Origin of the sequence: Oerskovia douganii (assembly GCF_015142735.1) — a bacterium.
Classification (GTDB): domain Bacteria; phylum Actinomycetota; class Actinomycetes; order Actinomycetales; family Cellulomonadaceae; genus Oerskovia; species Oerskovia douganii.
The window spans coordinates 4,438-24,030 of record NZ_JACSPN010000035.1; the positions used below are offsets into that span (position 1 = coordinate 4,438).

At 68.2% G+C, this 19,593-nt stretch carries 21 protein-coding genes; 1 reads left to right on the forward strand and 20 read right to left on the reverse strand.

The genetic code is table 11. From position 1 onward, the window contains the following. Positions 1-746: 746 nt before the first annotated feature. Positions 747-1,190, reverse strand: coding sequence for a helix-turn-helix domain-containing protein (locus H9623_RS17860; RefSeq protein WP_191805923.1), 444 nt, complete (start codon positions 1,188-1,190; stop codon positions 747-749). A gap of 82 nt (positions 1,191-1,272) precedes the next feature. Beyond that, on the reverse strand, positions 1,273-1,479 hold the full coding sequence (locus tag H9623_RS17865) for a hypothetical protein (RefSeq protein WP_191805924.1): 207 nt from the start codon (positions 1,477-1,479) through the stop codon (positions 1,273-1,275). Positions 1,480-2,465: 986 nt separating this feature from the next. Between H9623_RS17865 and H9623_RS17870 the strand changes: the two genes are divergently transcribed. Further along, entirely contained in the window at positions 2,466-2,717 is a 252-nt protein-coding gene (locus tag H9623_RS17870) for a hypothetical protein (RefSeq protein ID WP_191805925.1), read from the forward strand. Positions 2,718-2,882: 165 nt separating this feature from the next. Here H9623_RS17870 and H9623_RS17875 read toward each other — a convergent pair whose 3' ends face one another. The 18 genes from H9623_RS17875 to H9623_RS17960 form a co-directional block, all read right to left on the reverse strand. Next, complete coding sequence (locus tag H9623_RS17875; protein WP_193721367.1) at positions 2,883-4,274, reverse strand: hypothetical protein; 1,392 nt, start codon at positions 4,272-4,274, stop codon at positions 2,883-2,885. A gap of 9 nt (positions 4,275-4,283) precedes the next feature. Further along, positions 4,284-4,505 (reverse strand): hypothetical protein, encoded by a 222-nt coding sequence (locus H9623_RS17880; RefSeq protein WP_193721368.1) that lies wholly within the window; start codon positions 4,503-4,505, stop codon positions 4,284-4,286. Further along, complete coding sequence (locus H9623_RS17885) at positions 4,502-5,134, reverse strand: hypothetical protein (protein WP_193721369.1); 633 nt, start codon at positions 5,132-5,134, stop codon at positions 4,502-4,504. Before H9623_RS17885 ends, H9623_RS17880 begins: the two co-directional genes overlap by 4 nt. Beyond that, the gene (locus tag H9623_RS17890) at positions 5,131-5,439 is read right to left on the reverse strand and encodes a hypothetical protein (protein ID WP_193721370.1); all 309 of its coding nucleotides are present in this window, start codon (positions 5,437-5,439) and stop codon (positions 5,131-5,133) included. Before H9623_RS17890 ends, H9623_RS17885 begins: the two co-directional genes overlap by 4 nt. Next, the gene (locus H9623_RS17895; protein ID WP_193721371.1) at positions 5,436-5,744 is read right to left on the reverse strand and encodes a hypothetical protein; all 309 of its coding nucleotides are present in this window, start codon (positions 5,742-5,744) and stop codon (positions 5,436-5,438) included. The genes H9623_RS17890 and H9623_RS17895 overlap by 4 nt, the downstream gene beginning before the upstream one ends. Before the next feature lie 69 nt (positions 5,745-5,813). After that, complete coding sequence (locus H9623_RS17900) at positions 5,814-6,500, reverse strand: hypothetical protein (RefSeq protein WP_193721372.1); 687 nt, start codon at positions 6,498-6,500, stop codon at positions 5,814-5,816. Beyond that, entirely contained in the window at positions 6,500-7,825 is a 1,326-nt protein-coding gene (locus H9623_RS17905; protein ID WP_193721373.1) for a M23 family metallopeptidase, read from the reverse strand. The genes H9623_RS17900 and H9623_RS17905 overlap by 1 nt, the downstream gene beginning before the upstream one ends. A gap of 31 nt (positions 7,826-7,856) precedes the next feature. Beyond that, positions 7,857-8,474 carry a hypothetical protein gene (locus H9623_RS17910; RefSeq protein WP_193721374.1) on the reverse strand — a complete coding sequence of 206 codons (618 nt, stop codon included), beginning with the start codon at positions 8,472-8,474 and terminating at the stop codon, positions 7,857-7,859. After that, positions 8,474-10,660 carry a hypothetical protein gene (locus H9623_RS17915; protein ID WP_193721375.1) on the reverse strand — a complete coding sequence of 729 codons (2,187 nt, stop codon included), beginning with the start codon at positions 10,658-10,660 and terminating at the stop codon, positions 8,474-8,476. The genes H9623_RS17910 and H9623_RS17915 overlap by 1 nt, the downstream gene beginning before the upstream one ends. Next, positions 10,660-13,398 (reverse strand): ATP-binding protein, encoded by a 2,739-nt coding sequence (locus H9623_RS17920; protein ID WP_193721376.1) that lies wholly within the window; start codon positions 13,396-13,398, stop codon positions 10,660-10,662. Before H9623_RS17920 ends, H9623_RS17915 begins: the two co-directional genes overlap by 1 nt. A gap of 1 nt (position 13,399) precedes the next feature. Next, positions 13,400-13,834 carry a hypothetical protein gene (locus tag H9623_RS17925; protein WP_191805936.1) on the reverse strand — a complete coding sequence of 145 codons (435 nt, stop codon included), beginning with the start codon at positions 13,832-13,834 and terminating at the stop codon, positions 13,400-13,402. An 18-nt stretch (positions 13,835-13,852) separates the two neighbouring features. Then, on the reverse strand, positions 13,853-14,077 hold the full coding sequence (locus tag H9623_RS17930) for a hypothetical protein (protein ID WP_191805937.1): 225 nt from the start codon (positions 14,075-14,077) through the stop codon (positions 13,853-13,855). A gap of 239 nt (positions 14,078-14,316) precedes the next feature. Continuing rightward, positions 14,317-16,464, reverse strand: a complete 2,148-nt coding sequence (locus H9623_RS17935; RefSeq protein ID WP_193721377.1) for an FtsK/SpoIIIE domain-containing protein — start codon at positions 16,462-16,464, stop codon at positions 14,317-14,319. A gap of 151 nt (positions 16,465-16,615) precedes the next feature. Next, on the reverse strand, positions 16,616-16,894 hold the full coding sequence (locus tag H9623_RS17940; RefSeq protein WP_191805939.1) for a hypothetical protein: 279 nt from the start codon (positions 16,892-16,894) through the stop codon (positions 16,616-16,618). 45 nt (positions 16,895-16,939) lie between these two features. Further along, positions 16,940-17,431: a hypothetical protein gene (locus tag H9623_RS17945; RefSeq protein ID WP_193721378.1), complete on the reverse strand. Its 492-nt coding sequence runs from the start codon at positions 17,429-17,431 to the stop codon at positions 16,940-16,942. Beyond that, positions 17,428-17,988 carry a ParA family protein gene (locus tag H9623_RS17950; protein WP_193721379.1) on the reverse strand — a complete coding sequence of 187 codons (561 nt, stop codon included), beginning with the start codon at positions 17,986-17,988 and terminating at the stop codon, positions 17,428-17,430. Before H9623_RS17950 ends, H9623_RS17945 begins: the two co-directional genes overlap by 4 nt. A 205-nt stretch (positions 17,989-18,193) precedes the next feature. Then, complete coding sequence (locus H9623_RS17955) at positions 18,194-18,844, reverse strand: hypothetical protein (protein ID WP_193721380.1); 651 nt, start codon at positions 18,842-18,844, stop codon at positions 18,194-18,196. A 78-nt stretch (positions 18,845-18,922) separates the two neighbouring features. Then, entirely contained in the window at positions 18,923-19,591 is a 669-nt protein-coding gene (locus H9623_RS17960) for a hypothetical protein (protein WP_193721381.1), read from the reverse strand. Positions 19,592-19,593 lie beyond the last annotated feature (2 nt).

Sequence of the window (19,593 nt, forward strand, 5' to 3'; positions counted from 1 at the left end):
GGCCCCCCCCCCCCCGCGACATTGTTAGGATGTGGGGACGTACCATCCGAGAACGGCCGCAATGGTGTTCACAGAGACAGTAACCACTGTCGGACTGCAAGCGCGCGTGCTACTACCTGCAACTCCCGTACAAACGGGTGGTGCATCTGCCGGAATCGCAGAGATGATACCTACAGCATAACGCTTGAGTCCGGTGCTGGTGTTGACGAGTTGGTACCCGGGGCCCCCGCTGTCACCGTTACCAGCGGCAGGAGTGCCTGCATTGTTGACCGTGACAAATCCTGTGACGGATGTTAGATCACCGCCAAGGTTGTAGTTGATGCTCGGTTCCACGACGCGCTGTCGCGACGAGCGTTGCGCTCAACAGCACAGCGAGAGCTCCTGCTGCGCTGCTGCGCCTCAAGATCGGACTTCTTGACATACTTGTCCCCTATCATCTTGTCAGTGATGATCACACGCGACCGTCATTGGCCACGCACGCGCAGCCTGGCATATATAACTTCTGTCGGCCATTGCGACGCGCGGTCGCGCTGAGAACCTTTGGCCCTCGTGCAAAATGCCGCACCCATGGTGTCCCCTTATGCACCGCGAGATCGTCTCTGCGGTCGGTCGCCTTCGTTCGCCGAGCATCCGACCGAAATCCCATGGGTTGGCGGTTTCCACGCGCGACATGAACGACGGAGCCCCTGCACCCGATGGGGCGCTGGGGGCTCCGTGTCGGGACGTGGTGCGAGGTCGAGCTGTCGTCAGGCCGTCGGCTTGAACGGTTCGAGGGCGCGCGCCTGGACTACCCAGGTCTTGCCGACCTTGGTGCCGGGCAGCGACCCGGACTCGAGGCGCTGCAAGACCGCCTGCCGGCTCACGTCGAGTTCCTCGGCGGCCTCGGTCACGGACACGAGCTCGGGCATGGGGTCGAGCCCGTTGCGCTGGTCGAATTCGGCGGTCGGCAAGACCTCGAGCGCGAGCACGTCGGCGCCGTCGAGGGCTGCGCGCACGGCACCGGTCTCGGCGATCGCGAGTGCGGTCGTGGCGGCCTGGCGCAGCGACTCGGCGGGCAGGGTGATTTCGGCTGCGACGTGGCCGCGTGCGCCCCGCGAGACGGCGGGGTGGTAGTCGACCAGGGCGTCGACGAGCTCGTCGTCGTCGCCGCTGCGGGTCGCCCACTCGATGTGGGCGTTGTACTCGGTCATGGTGTGCCTCTCTTTCGTTGGGACGGTGCAAGATGGAAGGTCCCGGGGGGGCGGTGCTTCCCTCACCTCCCACCCGGCCTACTCACCCCCGAGGGGGCCAGCGGAACCCGCGACGCTTGAGCGGGGCCAGCGCGTTCCGCAGGCTGCGGAAGTCGCTCGGCGTTCCCGAGAAGGTCGTGACCTTCTCCCCGTCCCGCGTGTAGATCTCGGGGTGACCCTTCCGGTTGATGACTACGACGTAGCCAGCCTTCGTGATCGCCTGCAAGACCTTCCTGAGGTCCTTATCCATCTTTCACCTCCCCTGTTCTGTTGACAAGACAAACCATACCCGGCGCCTTGCTGATTAGCAAGTCGGGTGTGAGAGCGGGCCCGGTCAGAGTCGCGGACCTCTTGCGCTCTCTAGCTCGAGTCCGCTCGATCAAGGGGGGCGCTCACCCAGGCCCGACGTCGACCTCAGCCAGGCTGGAGCTCACGGAAGCCACCGGCACAGCCACAACCCCCACGGGGACCAGGGCTCCGTCCGGCCCTGGCGCGAGATGCACCACGAGCTCGAACCCTCCGAGCACGCTGGACGCGGCGGGAGCCGATACTGCCACCGGGCCGGGATCGGGAGCAGCCGGAGCCGACACCGCAGGAGCCGGGCCGGGCAACGCCTGGTCCAGCCGCGCCCCGCGACTCTCCCCCATTCCCACAAGCACAGCCACGACGAGCACACCGATACCTGCGAGGACCGTGCGCCACAGCTTCTTACCCAGGATCGCCACGCGTCCCGACTTCACTTCCGGCTCAGCGGCCTGATTCGTCACCATGACCGACGTTTTGCCACAACTACCCGGATAGCGTCGCGGCCTTCTGCACCCCCGGCCCTTCGACGCGTTTTTGGCATCCCCCTGGGTCGCTGAGCTGGGGCCGTCGAGGATGCATCGGGTCGAGCGCCTGAGACGTGGCGATGCTCGTCGAGTGTGGGGGCGGGTGCGGTGCGCGCGGTCTTCATGGCACCAGGCTGCGGAGCCTGTCACGTCACCCTGGCGGCGACTGGTCTGAGTCAGGTTCACGCCTTGGGCTATGCATAGCTCCCCGCTGCCATATGCAGGTGCGAGCGGGTGAATCGGCGTCGAGCTCGTGCCGATGTTTAACCCGTTAAAGGTCGCGCGGGGGGTGGGTGGCCCCTGACGACCAGCATGGTTCTCCGGGGCCACCCTCGCCGCGAGCCTACCCGTCAGGGCCCCGCCTCAGAGAACCTGGTTTCGAACATATGTTCGATAGAATCGAACAGTGGTCGACCAGGTTCCCCTTCGCGCAGCAGCTCGCGGCATCCCGATGCAAGCGGTCGGAAGCCGGGTCGTTCGACCTGAGACCGCGCTCCCGGTTCGAGCGTGGATCGTCACGGCCCAGGGGCGAGACATCGAGGTCGACGGCGAGGCCGTCGCATGGACCGACCGAGCGGTGAACGTCCGCTACTACGACGAGCACGGGCGCGAGGGGTTCGCGTGGGTGTGGGCCTCGGCAGTCGTCCGGCGCTCGTGAGGGCAAAAGGGTGCCCCCGCGCAGAAAGGGGGAATCTGCGCGGGGGCGGTTGCTTGCTAGCGAGTGCCACCCTACCGAGCGCTCGAGCTGACGCCTAACATGCCGCGCTCGTCGTGACGCGTCTGTGGCGTCCCCCATCCCGGGCCAGGCCGCGAGCGCCGGGGCTCAGAGGAAGGCGCGGTCGACGATGACGCACTTCTGGGCGGCGTAGGGGCGTTGGGAGATGGGGAGCCAGCCGGGATCGGTGCGGGTCTTGAGTCGGGGGGTTCCGTCGTCGTCGCGGTCGAGCATGTGGGGGCCTGCGTTGGTCCAGGTGTTCTGTGCTCGGGTCTCGCACCAGAGGGCGAGGCGGGATTCTCGAGGGAGGCTTGAGCGGTGGGTCCACCATGCGCGCTTTTCGCCGTAGGGGCCGAACTGGTGGCCTTCTGAGTGGGCGATGGTGTCGTGGACGGCACGGAAGACGTCGTTGGCGAGCATTCGGCGTCGGGTGCCGTCGGGCATGGTGACGGTGACTTGTCGGGCCATCGGGTGATCTGGGGGCAGGGCGCCCTCGGTGGTCTGTGAGACGTCGGTGCGGAAGTAGTAGAGGTGCTTGTTGTCGCGGACGTCTGCGAGCATCTCGGCGCTGTTGGCGTAGGGCTGTTCGGTGTCGCCGTGCCAGGGCTCGAAGCTGTAGCCGGCCTTGGTGAGGACGTCCCATTGTTGGCCGACGTGCTGGCGGAAGACGCGGTAGCTGCGGGCGACCTTGGGGTTGGTCGGGTCGTGCTCGGCGGCGTCGTAGGCCAGGGCTGCGGCGATGTCGTCGCGCTCGGTCAGGTGCGGGATGGGCTGGCGTGGGGGGATGCCGTGCTCGGCGGCGTAGTTCTGCCGGAGCATCTGAATTTCCTTCACCGGGGTGTGTGCCAGGTGTCGCTCGTTCTTCTCGATGAACTCGACGTTGGCGCTGTCCTCGGTGCCCCCGCCGAGGCGGGCTTGGAGGACGGCGAGGGCGTTCGAGCCGAGGGGCATGTCCTGGGTGGAGGCGACCTCTAGGCGTCCGTCGTAGACGCGTCCGGCTGGGAACCCGGCATCTCGCAGTGAGGTCAGGGCGTCGTCAGCGTCGACGTCGCCGGACCCGAAGCCGTACACGACGTCCGCGCCGTCCTTGTCGTAGAACCCGACCATCACGGAGTCCTGGTTGTAGCGTCCGGCGACTTCTCCGGCCCAGGCTCGGATGTCGTCGGGGTTGTCGGCGCGGACTCGGTAGGCGGCGGCGGGTTCGCTGTCGCCTTCCCAGAGGCCAGCGGCGCGGCGTTCGTCGACGAGCTCGACGCCGTGGCGTTCGGCGGCGGCTCGGATGGACTCGTCGTACTCGACCCATTCGTCGGTGTCGTAGTAGCTGGGGCGCGAGCTCATGGCCATGAGGTCGGTGGACTCGGGCCGGTAGGGAGTGGCGCCGATGAAGGCTTCTACGGCCTCGGTGGCGCGTTCGTGGCGGTCGGTGGCGCGCTTGGCGCGGCGGGCGGCTGGGCTACAGCCGGGGCAGCGTCGACCGCCCTCGATCTTGTCTCGGCACATTCGGGGACGTCAGGGCAGGCGCGGGCTCGACGTCGGTAGAAGGATCGCGGTGCCCGGGGCGGGGTTGGCTGAGGGGAACGTGGGGCGCTCAGGGGCGTCCTGGGTGTCCTCTTGGTCGGCGGCTATCGCCTGGGCCATCAGGTCGCGGAACTCGTCGGAGCTCAGGGCGCGCACGGCATCGGCGTCTGTCGGGTCGACCTCGCGGTCTCCAACTGTGAACGTACGTGTCATGGCGCTTCCCCCTCTTCTGTGCTGGCCATCGTAGCTGTGGGATCGCCCTGGGGTGTCCCGTTTGCCCGAGTGTTGAGCTCTCTACTCATCCGGCGCGCCTTGCCCCGCCAGTCCTGGAACTCGCGGGGCGCCCAGCCAGGGTGTCCCGTCTTGCTCTTGAGCTGGTGTTCCACGCTGAGCAATCCGAACAGGCGCCACTTGGCCACGATTTGCCTGTGAATCCGGACTGCATAGGCCACGTAGGCGAACGCCAGAAGGAGCATGACTGCCAAGCCCACGTCACGGTTGAGAGGGGCCAGGAAGTCCGGGTTGCTGCGGGATAGAAGAACTCCCATAGCTGCGGTCGCAACACCAACGAGACCGTAGACAAGCGGCAGGTACCGGTAGCGGTAAGGGGTCGGAAAGAGCTGAGCAGCCGCGAGCTGGTGGGCAGCATCAGCACAGCTCCAATCGAGGGCACGACGGGGTTCGCTCCCCTCGGGGAAGGTCTTTGCCAGGGCGGCATCCTTCTCGATGCGGTGCCGGAGCCGCGCAGGGCGGGTGAGGGGTGCGGCGCTACTCAACAGCGCGGCAACGCCTGCTGATCCGAACAGCGCGGTAGCGATGGCGCCGATGAGCTCGGGGCTCATCGCTGGGCCACCTTCTCGAGCTCGGCGGGGCCCAGGGGGCGCACGTACCGGCGCCCGGCGTCGTCGGCCCCGAGGTCGTCGCGGCCCTCGGGGGGCGGCAGGCGTAGGGCGAGCACGAGCGCGCCCACGGGGTCCTGGCGCACAGCGTCGGCGGCGTAGGCCAGGTCAGGCTCGGTGAGGGCGTGGTGGGGCACCTGGTAGACGGTGACCAGGACTTGCTCTGCGAGCTCGCGCGCGTAGGTGTCGGACTCGACGAGTGCGGCGAGGTCGGCGGCGGTGCTGAGCGCGGGCTCGGGGGTACTCATCGTGCCCCTGCCGCCGCCAGCTTGGCCTTGGCCTTGCGCCTGCGGCTCAGCGAGACGAGCGCGACGACGAGCACGAAGAACGGCACGAGCAAGACGCCCAGGCCGATGAGGTCGATGCTGTCCACCGACCCGATGACGGGGAGCTCGGCCACCTCTCCGGCCTTGAGGTCGGTCCACGTCGCGTCGACCCACGGGCGGATCTTCACGGCCCACAGCCGTTGCAGGCCCAGCACGCCGAGGATCACGGCAATCAAGTAGGAAATCTCGGTCCAGGTGTCGCTCTGGCCTTGCTGCTGACCGCTCATCGGTCCCCCTCCACGTGTGACTCGGGCGATCCGAGACACCACCGATGCTAGCAGAGTGCTAGCGGTCTGCTAAGAGTAGATGAACAGGCGGTGCAGCGGCACAGGCTGCGAGCGCCCGTCCGTCTCGTAGAGAACTTGGGTGAGCCAGTAGTGCTCGGGTTGCATGAGTCGGACGGTGATTTCCCCGTCGATGTCGACGGGCTCGCTGACGGCGATCCACCAGGACCAGGCGCCGGGCTCGTGCTGGAGGCGGACGGTGCGCCCGGTGAGGGCTCCGGCCTCGCGTGCGGGGCGGGGGCGGCGCATGGGGGGTTCGGTGAGGGAGCTGCGTACGCCGTCGAGCCAGGAGAGGGCTCCGGGGGGGGCTGGCGGGGCAGGGGACGCCACGGGCGCGTCGTCGTCGCTGCCGGGGGCTACGGCGTCGCGGTAGGCCCAGGCCTGGGCGAGGGGCCACCACTGCATAGTGATGCCTGCTCGGGGGAAGGTCTTGGCGAGCCAGTAGGCGAAGGGGGCGGCGATGCCCAGGGCCTCGTGGGTCTCGCCCTGGCCGGGCAGGGTGGTCGAGCTGCGGTCGGTGCGGGCGAGTATCTGGCCGTCGATGAAGTACTTGCCGGGCAGGCCGATGGTCAGTTCGTCTCCGGTTGCGAGGTCGGGGATGTAGCGCGCCGGGATCGCGTGGCGGTCAGGCGGGGCCTGGGTCTGCCACGCGATATCCGGGATGCGGAAGAACTCGGCGCCCCACGTGTCATCGCTCATCAGGACCATGCTCTCAAGTCGACGCCTCGCTCTGCCATGAACGGCACGGGGTTGACGGGCTTGCCGTTGACGCGGGTCTCGAAGTGGAAGTGGGCGGCGGTGCCGACGCCGGTAGCTCCTGAGAGGGCGATGCGCTGTCCGCCCTCGATGGTGTCGCCGGGCTTGACGAGCGCCTGGGACAGGTGGAGGTACCAGGTCTCGATCCCGTCAGCGTGGGTCAGGATGACGACGAGCCCGCCGCCGCCCATCCACGAGACCTTCTTGACGATGCCGTTACTCGCGGCCACGACGGGGGTGCCGGTGGCGGCGCGGAAGTCGGTGCCCTCGTGCAGGCGCCAGGCGCTGTAGACGGGGTGGAAGCGCATTCCGAACTCGGAGTTGATGCGGCTCTTGAGGGGTGCGGTCCACTCCCCTGCCGGGATCGTGACGCCGGGCTCGGTGGGGGCGGTGCCCCCGGTGCTGGCGAGCTGGTAGTTCGCGTTGCAGAACGAGTCGATATCGACGCCCGCGGCCCGGTACTGGTCGGCGGTGAAGACGGTCTCGCCCTCGGTGCCCGTGCCGGGATTCGTTCCAGTACCGGGCAGGGTGGGGGTCGTGGGGCCCGGGGCTGTGGTGCCCTCCAGGGCGTTGACGATGGTGGTAGCTCGGGCCTCGTGCTTGGCGTAGGCGTCGGGGAAGCCGGAGACCTGGACCTTCTGAGCTGCGACCGTGATCGGCATCTGCTCCCAGCCGGCAATTTCGAGCAGGCCGCGCGGGGATGCCTTGCCGGTGGCGGGGTTGAAGTGCGGGGAGTTAGGTCCGCCGAAGAACGCGCGGGCCGCGAAGTCGGGGGTGGTGACCTGTTCGACGGTGCCCCAGCCCTGGGAGGGGCGCTGCTGGAACAGGCCCTGCGAGTCGCGGTCGCCGTGGTCCAGGTTGTTCAGTTGGGACTCCTGGAGCGCGGTAGCGATGGCGACGATGAGCCCGCGTGTGGGAACCCCTGCGGCCTTGCCAGCGGCGATGATCGCGCGGGCGTTGGCGATCTTCTCGCCGTCGTTCGGGCCGAAGCCCTCGACGTCGCCGTCCGTGGGAATCTGGGGCGCCTGGCCGAGCGCTGGGGGCACGTACAGGGAGGAATCCACGCTGAACCCGATGGCCCGGCAGACGTTCGAGGCGTTGTTGTTCTCTTCCTGAGCTGAGACGTTCGAGGCGATCCCGCCCGCCATGATGAAGACGGCGGTCATCATCAGCGCGAACGCGCCGACGAGCTTGGGCCAGTTCGCCTTGAGCCACGAAATTGCCTGGGCCTTGAGCCAGTTCCCGGCTGCTACGAGTACAGCTTCCATGAGTGGACTCCTCCCTTCTTAGGTCAGTGGGTCAGGTGGTTGGCTGGACGTCGTTGACGAGCCAGACGTCCTTGTCGGCGTCGAGCTCGACGAAGACGCGGACGTGGGTGCCGGTGGTGGGGACGTCGAAGACGCCAGCCTCGGCGTTGATCGCGACGTCCAGGGGCTCCCCGGCAACGGTCACGTCGGGGGTGTTGGCCGGTTCGGTGTCCTGGAGCCGGTCGTACAGCCTGTCCGTGACCAGGGGGCGGACCCCGGCGCGCCAGCTCTCGACGCCCAGGTCCGGGCGAGCCCATGCCGCGACGAACTCAGCCGCCGCCTCGGCAGCCGCCACGCTCGGGTTCGTCTCGGCGGGGTCGGTCTCGTAGGCGTCGTGGTTGCCGCTGTCGTGGACGGCTTCCTCGTCCTCGCTCCAGGGGCCGAGCGGGCTCGAGCTGGGCCACCCGTCGGGGGATGCCGCACTGGCGGCGGCCCCCGTCCCCGCCGTCTCGGTGACGGCGGGGACGGGCTCAGCGGCGGCGGGGGCGGTGTCGTTTCCGTTGACCTCACCGGCGACGACGACCAGGACCAGGAAGACCCCGATCACTGAGGCCAGACGCCACGGGGAGTGCAGCGGCCAGCGGACGATGGGAGCGATGACGTGCCACATCAGAAGTCCTCCTGAGCGTCGACGGAGTGCGTGGTGCTGGCGCCGTCAGGACGCCAGATGACGAAGACCTCTTCCCCATCGACGACCTGAACGTTCGCCTGGGAGACGCCCTCGGGAACGCGCTCGTCGGCGCGCATGATCTGGACCGGAGCTGAGAGGTCGGCCTCAGGCGAGGTCGCCACGTACTCCTTGCGAGCTCGCACGCCCTCGGTGCTGGCCTCTGCCGTGATCGCCGCACGCTCGGAGGGGTCCGAGGTGATCGCGGCGTGCGGGCGGTCGGCGGCGTACACCGGGGAGGGCACGGGCGCGGCCACGAGCTCGGGTCGGCTCGTGCCGGTCAGAGCGTGACGCCCCTGTGGTGTCCCCTCGATGGCCCCGGCGAACGTGGGCCGGTTCCCGGCCCGGTTCACCGCGACGTCCTGGCGCCGCGAGCCCGCTACCGAGACGTCCTGACCTGGCCGGGCCGTGTCGTCGGCGCTCGGACGCGAGCCCACGGGAAGGGCCTTGACGGGCTGCTCGTAGGGAGCGGGGGTCGACGCAACCGGTGCGTGCGACTTCCAACCGCCGTTTGGCTTGTTGCTGCCGGTGGCACCGCCGCTGTTGGAGAGGGGACGGGAGTCGTCCTCTGCGTCCTCGATGCCGTCCGCGACAGCGCGGCGGGTGAACATCGAGTTGAGCTTGGCCCGGCCCAGCGCCTTGACGAATCCCAGGCCCGGCACCGAGCTCTTGGGCTTGAGCAGCTTGAACAGCAAGATCGGCATCATCATGGCGATGATGAACTTGAGGCCCCACGCCATCTCGGACTTGAGGACCGCCGTCACCATCGAGATATTGACCAGCGCGGCGAGCCAGAACAGGACGCCGAACAGGATGATCCGCGCGACCTGGCCCACGGTGGCGATGACCCACCCTCGAGCGACCTCGAGCATCCCGAACACCCCGAGCGCCGGAACCAGCGGGATGAACAGGCGCGTTGCCCCGTAGGCGACCACGACGAACACCCCGGCAACGAGCAGGAACGGCATCGTGACGGCGATCTGGAGACCGACCATGAAGGCCGCATCCCAGCGCCCGGCCTGACCGGTGAGCTGGCGGTACGCCGTGGCGTCCTCGGACTCGACCGAGGCCGCAGTCTTGACCCACAGGTCCTTCTTGGCGTCGATGATGGCCTTGCCCTGGCCCTTGGGGTCGGCCTCGACCGTCGCCGCCTCATCCCACGTCAGATGGGATGCGCGGAACAGGTCAGGGCCGTAGGTCGTCGCGAGCTTGCTCGTCGACGAGCCGAGCGTCCCTTCCAGCCAGGCGTCGTAGAGCGTGTTGCGGTTGATGACGTCCATCTGCTGATTCAGCGCACGTGCTGCCGCTGACATCTCGGCAGCTTCCTGGCCTGCCCCGGGCTTGATGGGCTCCTGGGTGACCGGGCCGTCTCCCGGCTGGGGGACGTAGGTGCCCGAAGCTCGAGCCGAGGTCGTGACCGTCTCCTGAATGAGGCCGTCGACCGCCTGGGCCGAGCTCACGGGATAGCTCATGATGTACGTCGCCGCGATCAGCACCACCAGCGCCCAGCCGGTCGACGTGATCGCCTTGGAGATGTCCGCACGCGAAGCTGCGATCAGCACGCCCGCCGCGACCAGGACGAGCACCGGAGTGAACCAGGGGCCAAAGAACCCCTTCTTCACCATGTCGGTAGCCGAGGTGATCGCGCCGTCAAGCGGGCTCAGCCAGGTGGGGGTGACCACGAAGTTCAGCGACGAGTGCGTCAGCGCGTTCGTGCTGGCCGACGTCGCCAGCATGAAGTTCGAGACGCCCGTCATCATGTTGGTTCCCCAGCCGGAACCGGTCAGGCACCCCGTGTCGTAGTCGACCCACTTGTACGAGTAGCCGTACACGTCGGAGATGGTGACGTTCGGGTTCGAGAACGGGTCGCCCTTGGCCCCTCCAGCGGCCTCGTTCTCCGAGGTCCACGGGTTGTCGACGCCCATGAACGGCTTGGGTGCGAGCTTGCCGGGAAGGCCAGCGGTGGGGCGCGCAGGCTCGGGAGCGGGGGCGCACGCCTTCATGGGCATGATGCCCCCGGCAGGGGCCGCGCTCGCGCTCAGGGCGGGGCCGGCGAGGACCAAGCCAGCCCCGACCGCGATGGTTGCCAGGACGCGCGCCAGTCGCGCCGGGAGTCGCAGCGTGCGCATCAGGCCACCCCCGCTTCCTCGAGCTCGAGCTCGAGCTCGTGCTCGTGCTCGTCGACAACCTGGAGCGAGCGGCGCTTGTTCGGGTCGGCGGTCGTGTTGAGCGCCTTCGACAGGGCCTCGTGATTGGTGAAGTCGACGCGGATTCGCTCGACGCCACCTCGCCCGCCGTCGCCGCCCATGCCGTCGCGGAAGATGAACTCGCGCGGGGTACCGGTGGCCAGCGAGCGCCGGGACCTCATGCTCAGGCGTCCGAAGGTCTCTTCGTAGCCGACGCCGGTCGGCAGGCCGAGCAGGCGGCAGTTCTCCTTCTGGGCGTCTGCGTCGGTGGTCTTGCCGACGAACGCGGCGCCGACGAAGTTGTTGATGTTCTGGCCCAGGACGTTGCTCGCGTTCTGGGTCGAGAGCAGCGCCGCGATGTTGTGCTTGCGGGTGTCGGTGGCGATCTTCTGGACGAGGGTGGCGCCGGTGGAGACCTTGGTGATTTCGTGCACCTCGTCGAGCGCTACGCCCTTGCGCTCGTTCTGGTCGGATCGGTAGACCCCGCGCAGTGCGGACCACGCGGCCAGGTTGAGGATGGGGCGGCTCATGAGCTCGTCGTAGGACCATTCCTCGACGGCCTTGGTCTCGCTGATCTGGGCCAGGCCCTTGAGGCTGTAGATCGTCAGGCGGGCCTCGGTGTCGACCTCGCCGTGGTTGCCCGAGTGGGGGTTGGCGAAGAACAGGCGGCTGAGCTCGCGCTCCTTGGCCTCGTGCAGGCGGGCGTTGACGGTCGCGGCGGCGGGGTCGCCGTGCTCTCCGGTGCCCCGGGCGCGAAGCGCGATGAGCACCGCATCGACGGTGGAGTGAGGGCGGGCCTCAGCCGCCGAGATGGCGTCGCGCAGGACGCTCTGTACGTCCTCACGAGCCGCCGTCGCGGGCGGCAGGCACCAGCGGAGCGTGTCGTAGGTCAGGTCCCGGCGCTGGGCCTCTGCGGCGCTCTTGGCGAGCCTCCACGCGGTGTCGGGGTCCTTCTCGTCGCGGAACCACGAGAGCTGGGGCTCAGGCACGAGCGCGTAGGGGTTCAGGGCGCCGGGCTCGGAGTTGAGCAGGTTGACGGCCTTGGACACGCCCCGGAACTCGGGGAGGTCGGCCAGCGCCGTCAGGCGCCCCGAAGGGTCCATCATCGTCCAGGTGACGCCCTGGGCGGCGGTCTTGTAGACCATGCCGCCCATGAACCAGCTCTTGCCCGCGCCGAGCCCGCCGACGATGGGGACCAGGCCCGAGCCCTCGACGACCTCGGGGCCGTACCAGGGGTCCCAGGTGACGGCGCGCTCTGCGAAGCCCGCCGTGTAACCGATGAGCACCCCGCGCTTGTCGCCAACCTCGGCGGTCGCGGCGGGCACGCCCGCGGCGAACTTGAGGATCGGCATACGGCGGGTGTGGCCGGAGTTGGCCAGGGGCTCACCGGGGACGAACTCGCGAGCGAGTCGGTACTGGTCGAACTCGCGCTCGAGCTTGATACCAGGCTTGTAGAGGGTCTGGACGGCCTTGGCGCGGGCAAGGGCCTCTTCCTCGGTGCGGCCTGAGACCGCGATGCGGAACCAGCCGCGCACGCGGGTAGAGAGGCCGTCGAAGCCCGAACGCATCTCGTCTTCCACCTCGGAGGCGCGCGCGGCCTGGCGGGCGAGCTGGCGCGGGGGCTCCTTGCTGTGGTCCTTGACGTAGTGGTCGATCTGGGAGTTGATCCGATCGGCCAGCTTGTTCATCTCGCGGGCGGTGTCCTCGGGACGTCGCACGTCGATACGGAAGGACCACTCGACCGGGAAGCGGAGCTTGTCGGTCTTGGCGATCCAGGGCTCTTCCTTCTCGGGGATGAACATCTCTCCCATGCGGCCCACGGTCAGCACGACCACGTGGCGGCGGATCGGGCCGTCTCCCTGGGAGGAATCGACGCGCACCGACTGAGCCAGGGGCTCGGCGCTCCACTCCACGCCAGCGCTGAACTCGTCCAGGTCGTCCTTCTCCCAGGCGAATTCCTCCACGGTGTCCTGGGCCGGGACGGGGCATCCGAGGGCGAAGGACCGGGCCAGCAACCACGCCATGTCGTTGCCGACAGCGGGCACGGCCTCGATGCCGGGACCGGCCATGATGGCGTCGGTCTCGTCGAGCTTGGCCTGGAGGGCCTCGAGCTCGCGGCGGGCGACGTCGGAGACGATGCGCGAGGCCACGTCGACCACGGCAGAGCGGGTACCCATGTCGACGCCGAAGTAGACAAGCTTGTCGGACTGCATCCGGTTGCGGAGCTGGAGCTGATCGCGCTCGAGGATGGCCTGGAAGCCCTTGGTGGGGGCCGGGCTGTTCTCCCATGCCGCCTGAGCCCACGTCGCGACGGGGTAGGGGCGGGTCGTGATGCGTCCGTAGATCGTGCGGCCCACGAGCTCAGCGACCTGGGCCGCGTGCGTGGTGATGAGCCCTTCCCCGTCAGCGACGGAGCGGAAGGACCACATCTGCGGGTCCAGGACGTACCAAGCGATCATGCGCTTGTCGGTGAAGGTGACGTGGTTGGCCACTCGCGAGAGCGCCCAGCCCATCGCGGCACCGCGAGGCTTGGGAACGTCCGGGTGGGCGGCGCGGCGGCTCTTGCCCTTGGGGCGGTCCCCGGTCGCCTCTTCCTCGCTCGGGTCGTAGTCGATGACGACGGGCTCGTCGTCGGTCGTGGTCTTGTTCTTGCCGAACAGGCCCTTGAGGTTGACGTGCATTTCACTCCCCCTTGCTCACGGCGGCGCGGTTGGCATACGAGCGCCAGCGGCGACGACCCTGGGGCAGCTCGTGAGCGTCCCCGATTCGAGTGGTGCGGGCCTTGAAGGCCCGAGTGTTCTTGCTGCGGTCCCCGCGGAGGGGGGCGCGACGTGCGGTGAGCTCGTGTCCGAGCGTCGAGAGCAGTACCGGGATCGGTCGCTCTTGGTTCGTGTGGTCGACGATCCATCCCGTCAGCCAGATGGTCCCGAGAACCAGAAGGCCGACCGGAAGCAAGCTGTAGCCGATCCCGGTACGGGCCAGGAAGGCCAGGCCCAGGAGGAACACGAAGGGGCCGACCAGGATTGCGCGGTAGCGGAAGCGACCGATGTACCGCCCGGGAGGGCCCAGGTACGTCTGGTCGACGTCGTAGATCTCGTCATCGTCTGGAAGGCGCACGGTGTGTTCCTCCCCTGCTCAGGCCCGGAAGAGGGACACGAGCCAGGTGCCGAGGTCCTTACCGGCGCCGGTCGTGGCCAGGGCCAGGATCGCGAGGCCGAGGGCGACGCAGACGAGCATGGTGACGATCTTGGAGATGTTGCCGTTCTTGCCGGCCCACAGGGCGCCCGCCGCGATGACGAGAAGGATGACCGGGATGATGTTGTCCTGAATCCACGTGGACAGCCCGCCAGTTCCGAACATGTTCTTACCTCCTGAGTGATCCGCATGAGTGCGGGGTGTGGCGTGCAACGTGTTACACGTTACACGAGTTGTTAGGGAATTGCTAGCAAGTTGCTACGAAGCCCCCTGAGTCGCACTATGGCGGCTACCCGAGCCCCGAAGGATCGTTGGAATTGCGCGCCTCTAGGCGCCTGTGGGCGTGCTCATACACGCCGCCCCCTGACTGTCGAACCAGTGCCCCCACGGCCTGCACCATATGGCTAGGGCCTGACCACGGGAACTGTCTCGTCGTCGCGCAGGCCCAGGACCCCGAGCTCGTCCCCGGGCACCGTCCGGTAGGTCAGCGCCAGGTACTCGGAGTCCTGGTCGTCCGGGTCGACCGACTCGACGACGGCCACAACCGGCCCCTCGTCCGAGTCGACGAGGATGCGGGCGCCGTTCTCGAGCTCGGTCGCCGGTCGCTCCTCGGCCTCGAGCGTCCGCACCGGTGCGGCAGGCAGCTCAAGAACGGGTTCTGTGATGCCCGGCATGTCCCCCATGCCGGGGGACACTACAGGCGCGTCATCGACCGTGAGAGCGTCGTCCACGGCTGGCAGCTCCTCGAGCTCGGCGGGCTCGATGTCGCGCACCGTGACGGCGCCGGGCGCCGCGTCAGGCAGCGGGACCCCGAGACCCTCGAGGATCGCGCGGTCGGCAGGCGAGAGGCCCGCGACGACCTTGGGCGTCCAGAACACCTGGGCGTGCTCAGGCTGAACACCCATCGACGGCGAGACCCACGCACGACCGGGGTAGGACTCGAGCCCGCTCGTGGCGATGCGCGAGTTGAAGACCTGCTCGGAGGCGACGGGCTCGAGGTTTCGCAGAGCGATGCGCACCGAGAACTGAAGACGCGCGGACGTCGAGAGCCACGACGCGTCGGCCTGCTGGGTGGCAAGGATGACGTGCACGCGGGCCTCACGGCCCAGGCGCAGGATCGAGCGCAGGGACTTCATCACCGGGTGCTCGGAACCGGTACCGGCAACCCCGTTCTCTTCCTTGTACTTGGCCTTGCCCTTGGTCATCCAATATTCGTTGAGGACTTCCGCGAACTCCTGGCCCTCGTCGATCACCAGGACAACCGGGTCGAGCTGATCGCGAGAAACCTGCCCGGATCGCAGGTCGCGGTAGCGGGCCATCATGTCCGCGTGGACGTTCTCGACGGCCTGGATCATCTCTTCCGGTTCGCTGGCCGGAGCCAACACGCCGGGCACTGCGTCAATACCCATCAGGCCGACGTACTTGGGATCGACCGGGGTCACCTTCACGTGATCGGGAAGCCCAGTAAGAATCGTCATCAGGAGGACCGACTTACCACCACCGGTGCCACCGACAATGAGCATGTGAGGTAGCGGCTCGTCCATGTCCCATGCTGCAATTCCACCGCCGCGAAGCTGGGCGAACTCGATGACCATCGGCTTCGTCGGATTGCGCGGCGGGCGGGGAATGCGTGACGGGAGCTCGGCCAGGCGCTCGATGCGCGCCCGGTCGTTAGCGGTGTCCCAGGTGGCCGTGATGGTGAATCCGAGCGCGGTTTGCAGCGCAGCGGCGATGCGCCCTCGGAAAGGAATTGCGGCGATACGGTTCGCGCGAGCGGCGGGCCAGGAGAATTCCACTCCCTCGATGCGGCCCGATTCTCCACGGTCGATCTTGTCGACCCTGGCGCCGGGCAACATGCTGCCCAGGACGTCGCCCAGGCGAGTCGTCGCGTCGTCCTGGGCAACCGGTGCAGCAACCTCGGCTCGAGAGGTGATGAGGGCGCTCCCCGGGCTCCAGGTGATCGTCACGGGCGCGCCGAGCCGACCGCTGACAAGGGCCTCGAGCTCACCGGTCTTCTTGGTGTCGGGAGTCATGCTCTGGGGGTAGCGCCAGGCCACTGGGAGGGCGGCAACGTCCGCCGCGCGCCACTTCGGGGTGAGTAGCTTGTCGGGGGTTCGCTGGTCGCTCGTGGCGGGGCCGAGAGCCTGGCCGAGCCACACCAGGCGCCGGGCGATGTTGGCGCGGCGGGCGAGCTCACGCGCGCCAAGGATGCTGACCACAACGGCCACCACCGCCAGAGCGACGGCGGCGACCTTCCATCCGGCGAGCCAGCCGCCTCCAGCGCATAGCACGGTGCACGACGCGAACAGCGCGAAGCCCCGCCCGCGACCAAGCCAGCTCCCCAGCGATAGCGCCCATAGCCCCAGGGCGACGGCGGCGATTTCGACGGCGAGCTCGTCGCGTGTGAAGGCAAGGCCGGCTACGACGACCGCGAGCACCAGAGCGCCCCAACCTGCGACGAGCGCGGGCCGAATCCCGGCCCAGGCGTCGGGCACTGGTAGGTGCCTGAGCTCTCGGCTGGTGATCGTGGAAGCGGTCTGTGTCGTACTCATGGTGTCCCCCTACTGGTCCTGTGTTCGGCGCGCCGGGTGGGCTCTCGCCTGCCCGTCGCTTGACAACCCGGTTAGGCTGGCCGTGCTGCGTCGACGTAGGAGAAAGCGGGCACGGCCCGCCCCTCCGGATCGTCTTCCCTCACGGTCGCTCTTACTCTTGCTGGCCGTGCTCTTCGAGGAAGCGCCGGGCCTCTTCCACGGTGGTGAAGGGGCGTCGACCCTCCCGCTGAATCACGGCGATCAGGCTCTTTGAGACGCCTAGGTCGTGAGCGACCGAGCCGAGCGTGGCACCAGGGGTCTCGAGCATCGCCCGCACCTCCGCATCACGCTCGGCCCGTGCGCCGCGCTCTTCGTCTGCCGCCCTCTTCATCCGTTCGATGGCCCCTCGGGCACGGTCGCGGTGCTGGGCGTACTGGTCACTCTCAGGCATCCCCACACCCATTCTGTGAGCGTGTAGGGCAGTGCACGCGCACGGCTACTTGGCGGTGTCGAAGTACGCCGCGAGGGCGTCGGCCAGGACGTCGTTCAGCCCGCGCTCAACACCCTTGGCGCGTGCCTCGGACACGTCCGCCTTCACCGCGAGCTTGAGCTCTTCGGGCAGGTACACCCACGCCACCAGCCCCTCGGTGACGACCTGCTCGACGGTGCGGCTCTCGCCGCGCATCTTGGCTTCGTTCACCTGGGTAGCGATGGTGTTCTTGAGGTCGAGCGGCACGCGGGTGTTGAGCTGGTCCTTGACCGGCCCAGCGGCGCGAGTCACGCGCACGACCTCGGGAGCCCCCTCCTTCTTGGCGGCGGGGGTGCGCGTCGCAGGCTTGCGGGGCGCAGCCGCCGCAGACTTGCGTGTGCTGGGCTTGCGCGCGGGCTTGGCCGGGGTCGCTGGGGCCTCAGGCTCGGGGTTGACCGAGGGGTGAACCTCGACGCCGCTCGCGCCAACAAGGTTCTTCCAGTCGGGCTTGGTGCTCATTTCGTGTCTCCCTCGGTGTCGATGATTTCTTGCAGAAGATTGGGAAATACCCCGAGCGAACGGGGCACAGTACCGAATGATTCGTTGTACGCGATGGCGGACGGCACCTCGGTTTTCAGAACCGGAATACCCTGCTCTTCGATGTTCTCCCGCACCTCACGGCGAATGCGGGTCCGACCGAGAACCTGGGTAAAGAGCACCGAGAGTTCGAAAGGTCGTTCGTCGTGAACCGCAGCCGCAATCTGCAACGTCGGATAGAGGGAAACTACCTCCATCATCGACGGACGTAGCGGAATGATGAATCGGTCGGCGGATCGCATTGCATCAGCGAGCGCGTCTTGTGCGTGAGGACCGGTGTCAATGACCAGGCGCGCATCATTGGGCACGGTGCGCTTGACGAAATCCGCGAGGCGTTCGCCGGAGTCGTGCTGCCAGCGCGCGACCTTGAGGTTCTGGGGCCAGTCGTCCGCTGCGAGCTTGGCCCATACCGTTGCCGAGTCGTTGGTGGCGTCCGCGTCGATCAGGTACGCCGTGTCATAGGCAAATCTGCGGGCCATCGAGAGGGCGAGACCGACCGAGCACGTGGTCTTGCTAGTACCGCCCTTTCGGTGCCCAAAGGCGACCCGTAGAGGTCGGGTTGGTTGGCGAACCATCGTGTGTTTCCCCTTTGTCTGCGTTCGCGCCAGCGTCCCGGTCGAGACTGCTAGCAAGTTGCTAACTTTTCCGAGCCTAGCATGGTTGGTCGGTTTGGCTAGCAGGTTGCTACGACGCGGCAGCGGGGTCCCACGCCATCGGGATGCCGAACAGCCCGGCCTTACCGGTGCGCTCGAGCTCGATGGGTTCGGGGTGGCCCTTCTGGGCCGTAGCCACGTCGGCAGCGTAGGTCTCGGCCAGGGTGTGCCCTGCTGCCCGGAGGGTGACGCGCACGCCCTGCGTGCGGGCGACCGGGAGAAGACCGGCGAGTACCGCGACGCGCAGCGCAGCGGCGTCGGCGCCGGGGAGCTTCACGTGCTGGTCGACCGCCCATGTGCCGCGCCGGGTGCTCGTCAGGCGCACCATCGCGTCAGCGTTCGGGCTGAGGTAGAGCACCTGGTGACGGCGGGCGCCGTGGCTCGTGTAGATCGCGAAGGGGAGAGCGACCAGGAAGAGCAGGCCGAACCAGAGCATGATCTGGTTCGTCAGCGAGACGTCACCCTCGAGCAACTGGCGCACCGGCCCCAGCCCGTAGACCACGGCGAGGCCGGGAAGTAGGGCGCGCCGAGCCCAGGTGCGCACCGGGTTCTTGATGGTCATGCGGGGCCAGAGCACCGACCACCGGAAGCCAGACCAGGACAGGCGGCAGCGCTCGGCACGGGTGAGGTCCCCGCGTAGTCCGATGCTGGCGGCGCTCGGGAGGGGGGCGCGCGGGGTCATGGGCGGGTTCCTTGCCGGTCGTGGACATGGAGGGACCTAGCCGGTTGCGCGTCGCAACGGGCTAGGTCCCGGTGGTGGCTAGAACTTCTTCTCGTCGCGGTGGCTGTAGACGGTCATGTTGACGTCGGTGATGACGACGCCGGACGCTTCCAGGTCCGCGTAGCGGTGCTCAACCTGGGTCTTGAGCCAAGCCATAGGGTCGGACTCGAACTCGCGCGAGCGGCCCAGCACGGCGGATACCTGGTAGCCGTGCTTGGAGCCCACTTCCATGCTGTGCCCGTTGGAGAGGGTGACGCTGAACTTGACCTTGCGCCGGTCCCAACGCTGGCCCTTGGCCGCTGAGCGCAGCCGGGCAATCATCGTGGCGTTCGCCTTCGCGCGGCCCTTGGCGTCCTTGGTCTTGGGTGCCGTGAACTCGTACAGGCGCGCGCCGTCCGTCAGAGGGGTCATGCGCTCGGTGAACTTCCCGCGCTTGGGCCGGGGGGCTTCCTCGGGCACGCGAGTGGCTTCCTCGGAGCCCTCAGGGGCACGCACGGGCACGAGGTGCCCGCTGCGGTCGCGGCGGCGCGGCGGGGGCGCCGTGACGCGCCCCCGCTCGTGCAGCTCGGTCACCGCGTGGCGGTACGCCTCCCCCGCGCTCTCGCCCGAGAGCACCTTGCGCACCATCCTCGGGGAACGGTCGATCATGCGTGCGAGCTCGGCCACGCTGACGCCCTGGGCGCGCTGGTCGCGGAGCATGTCTGCCACGC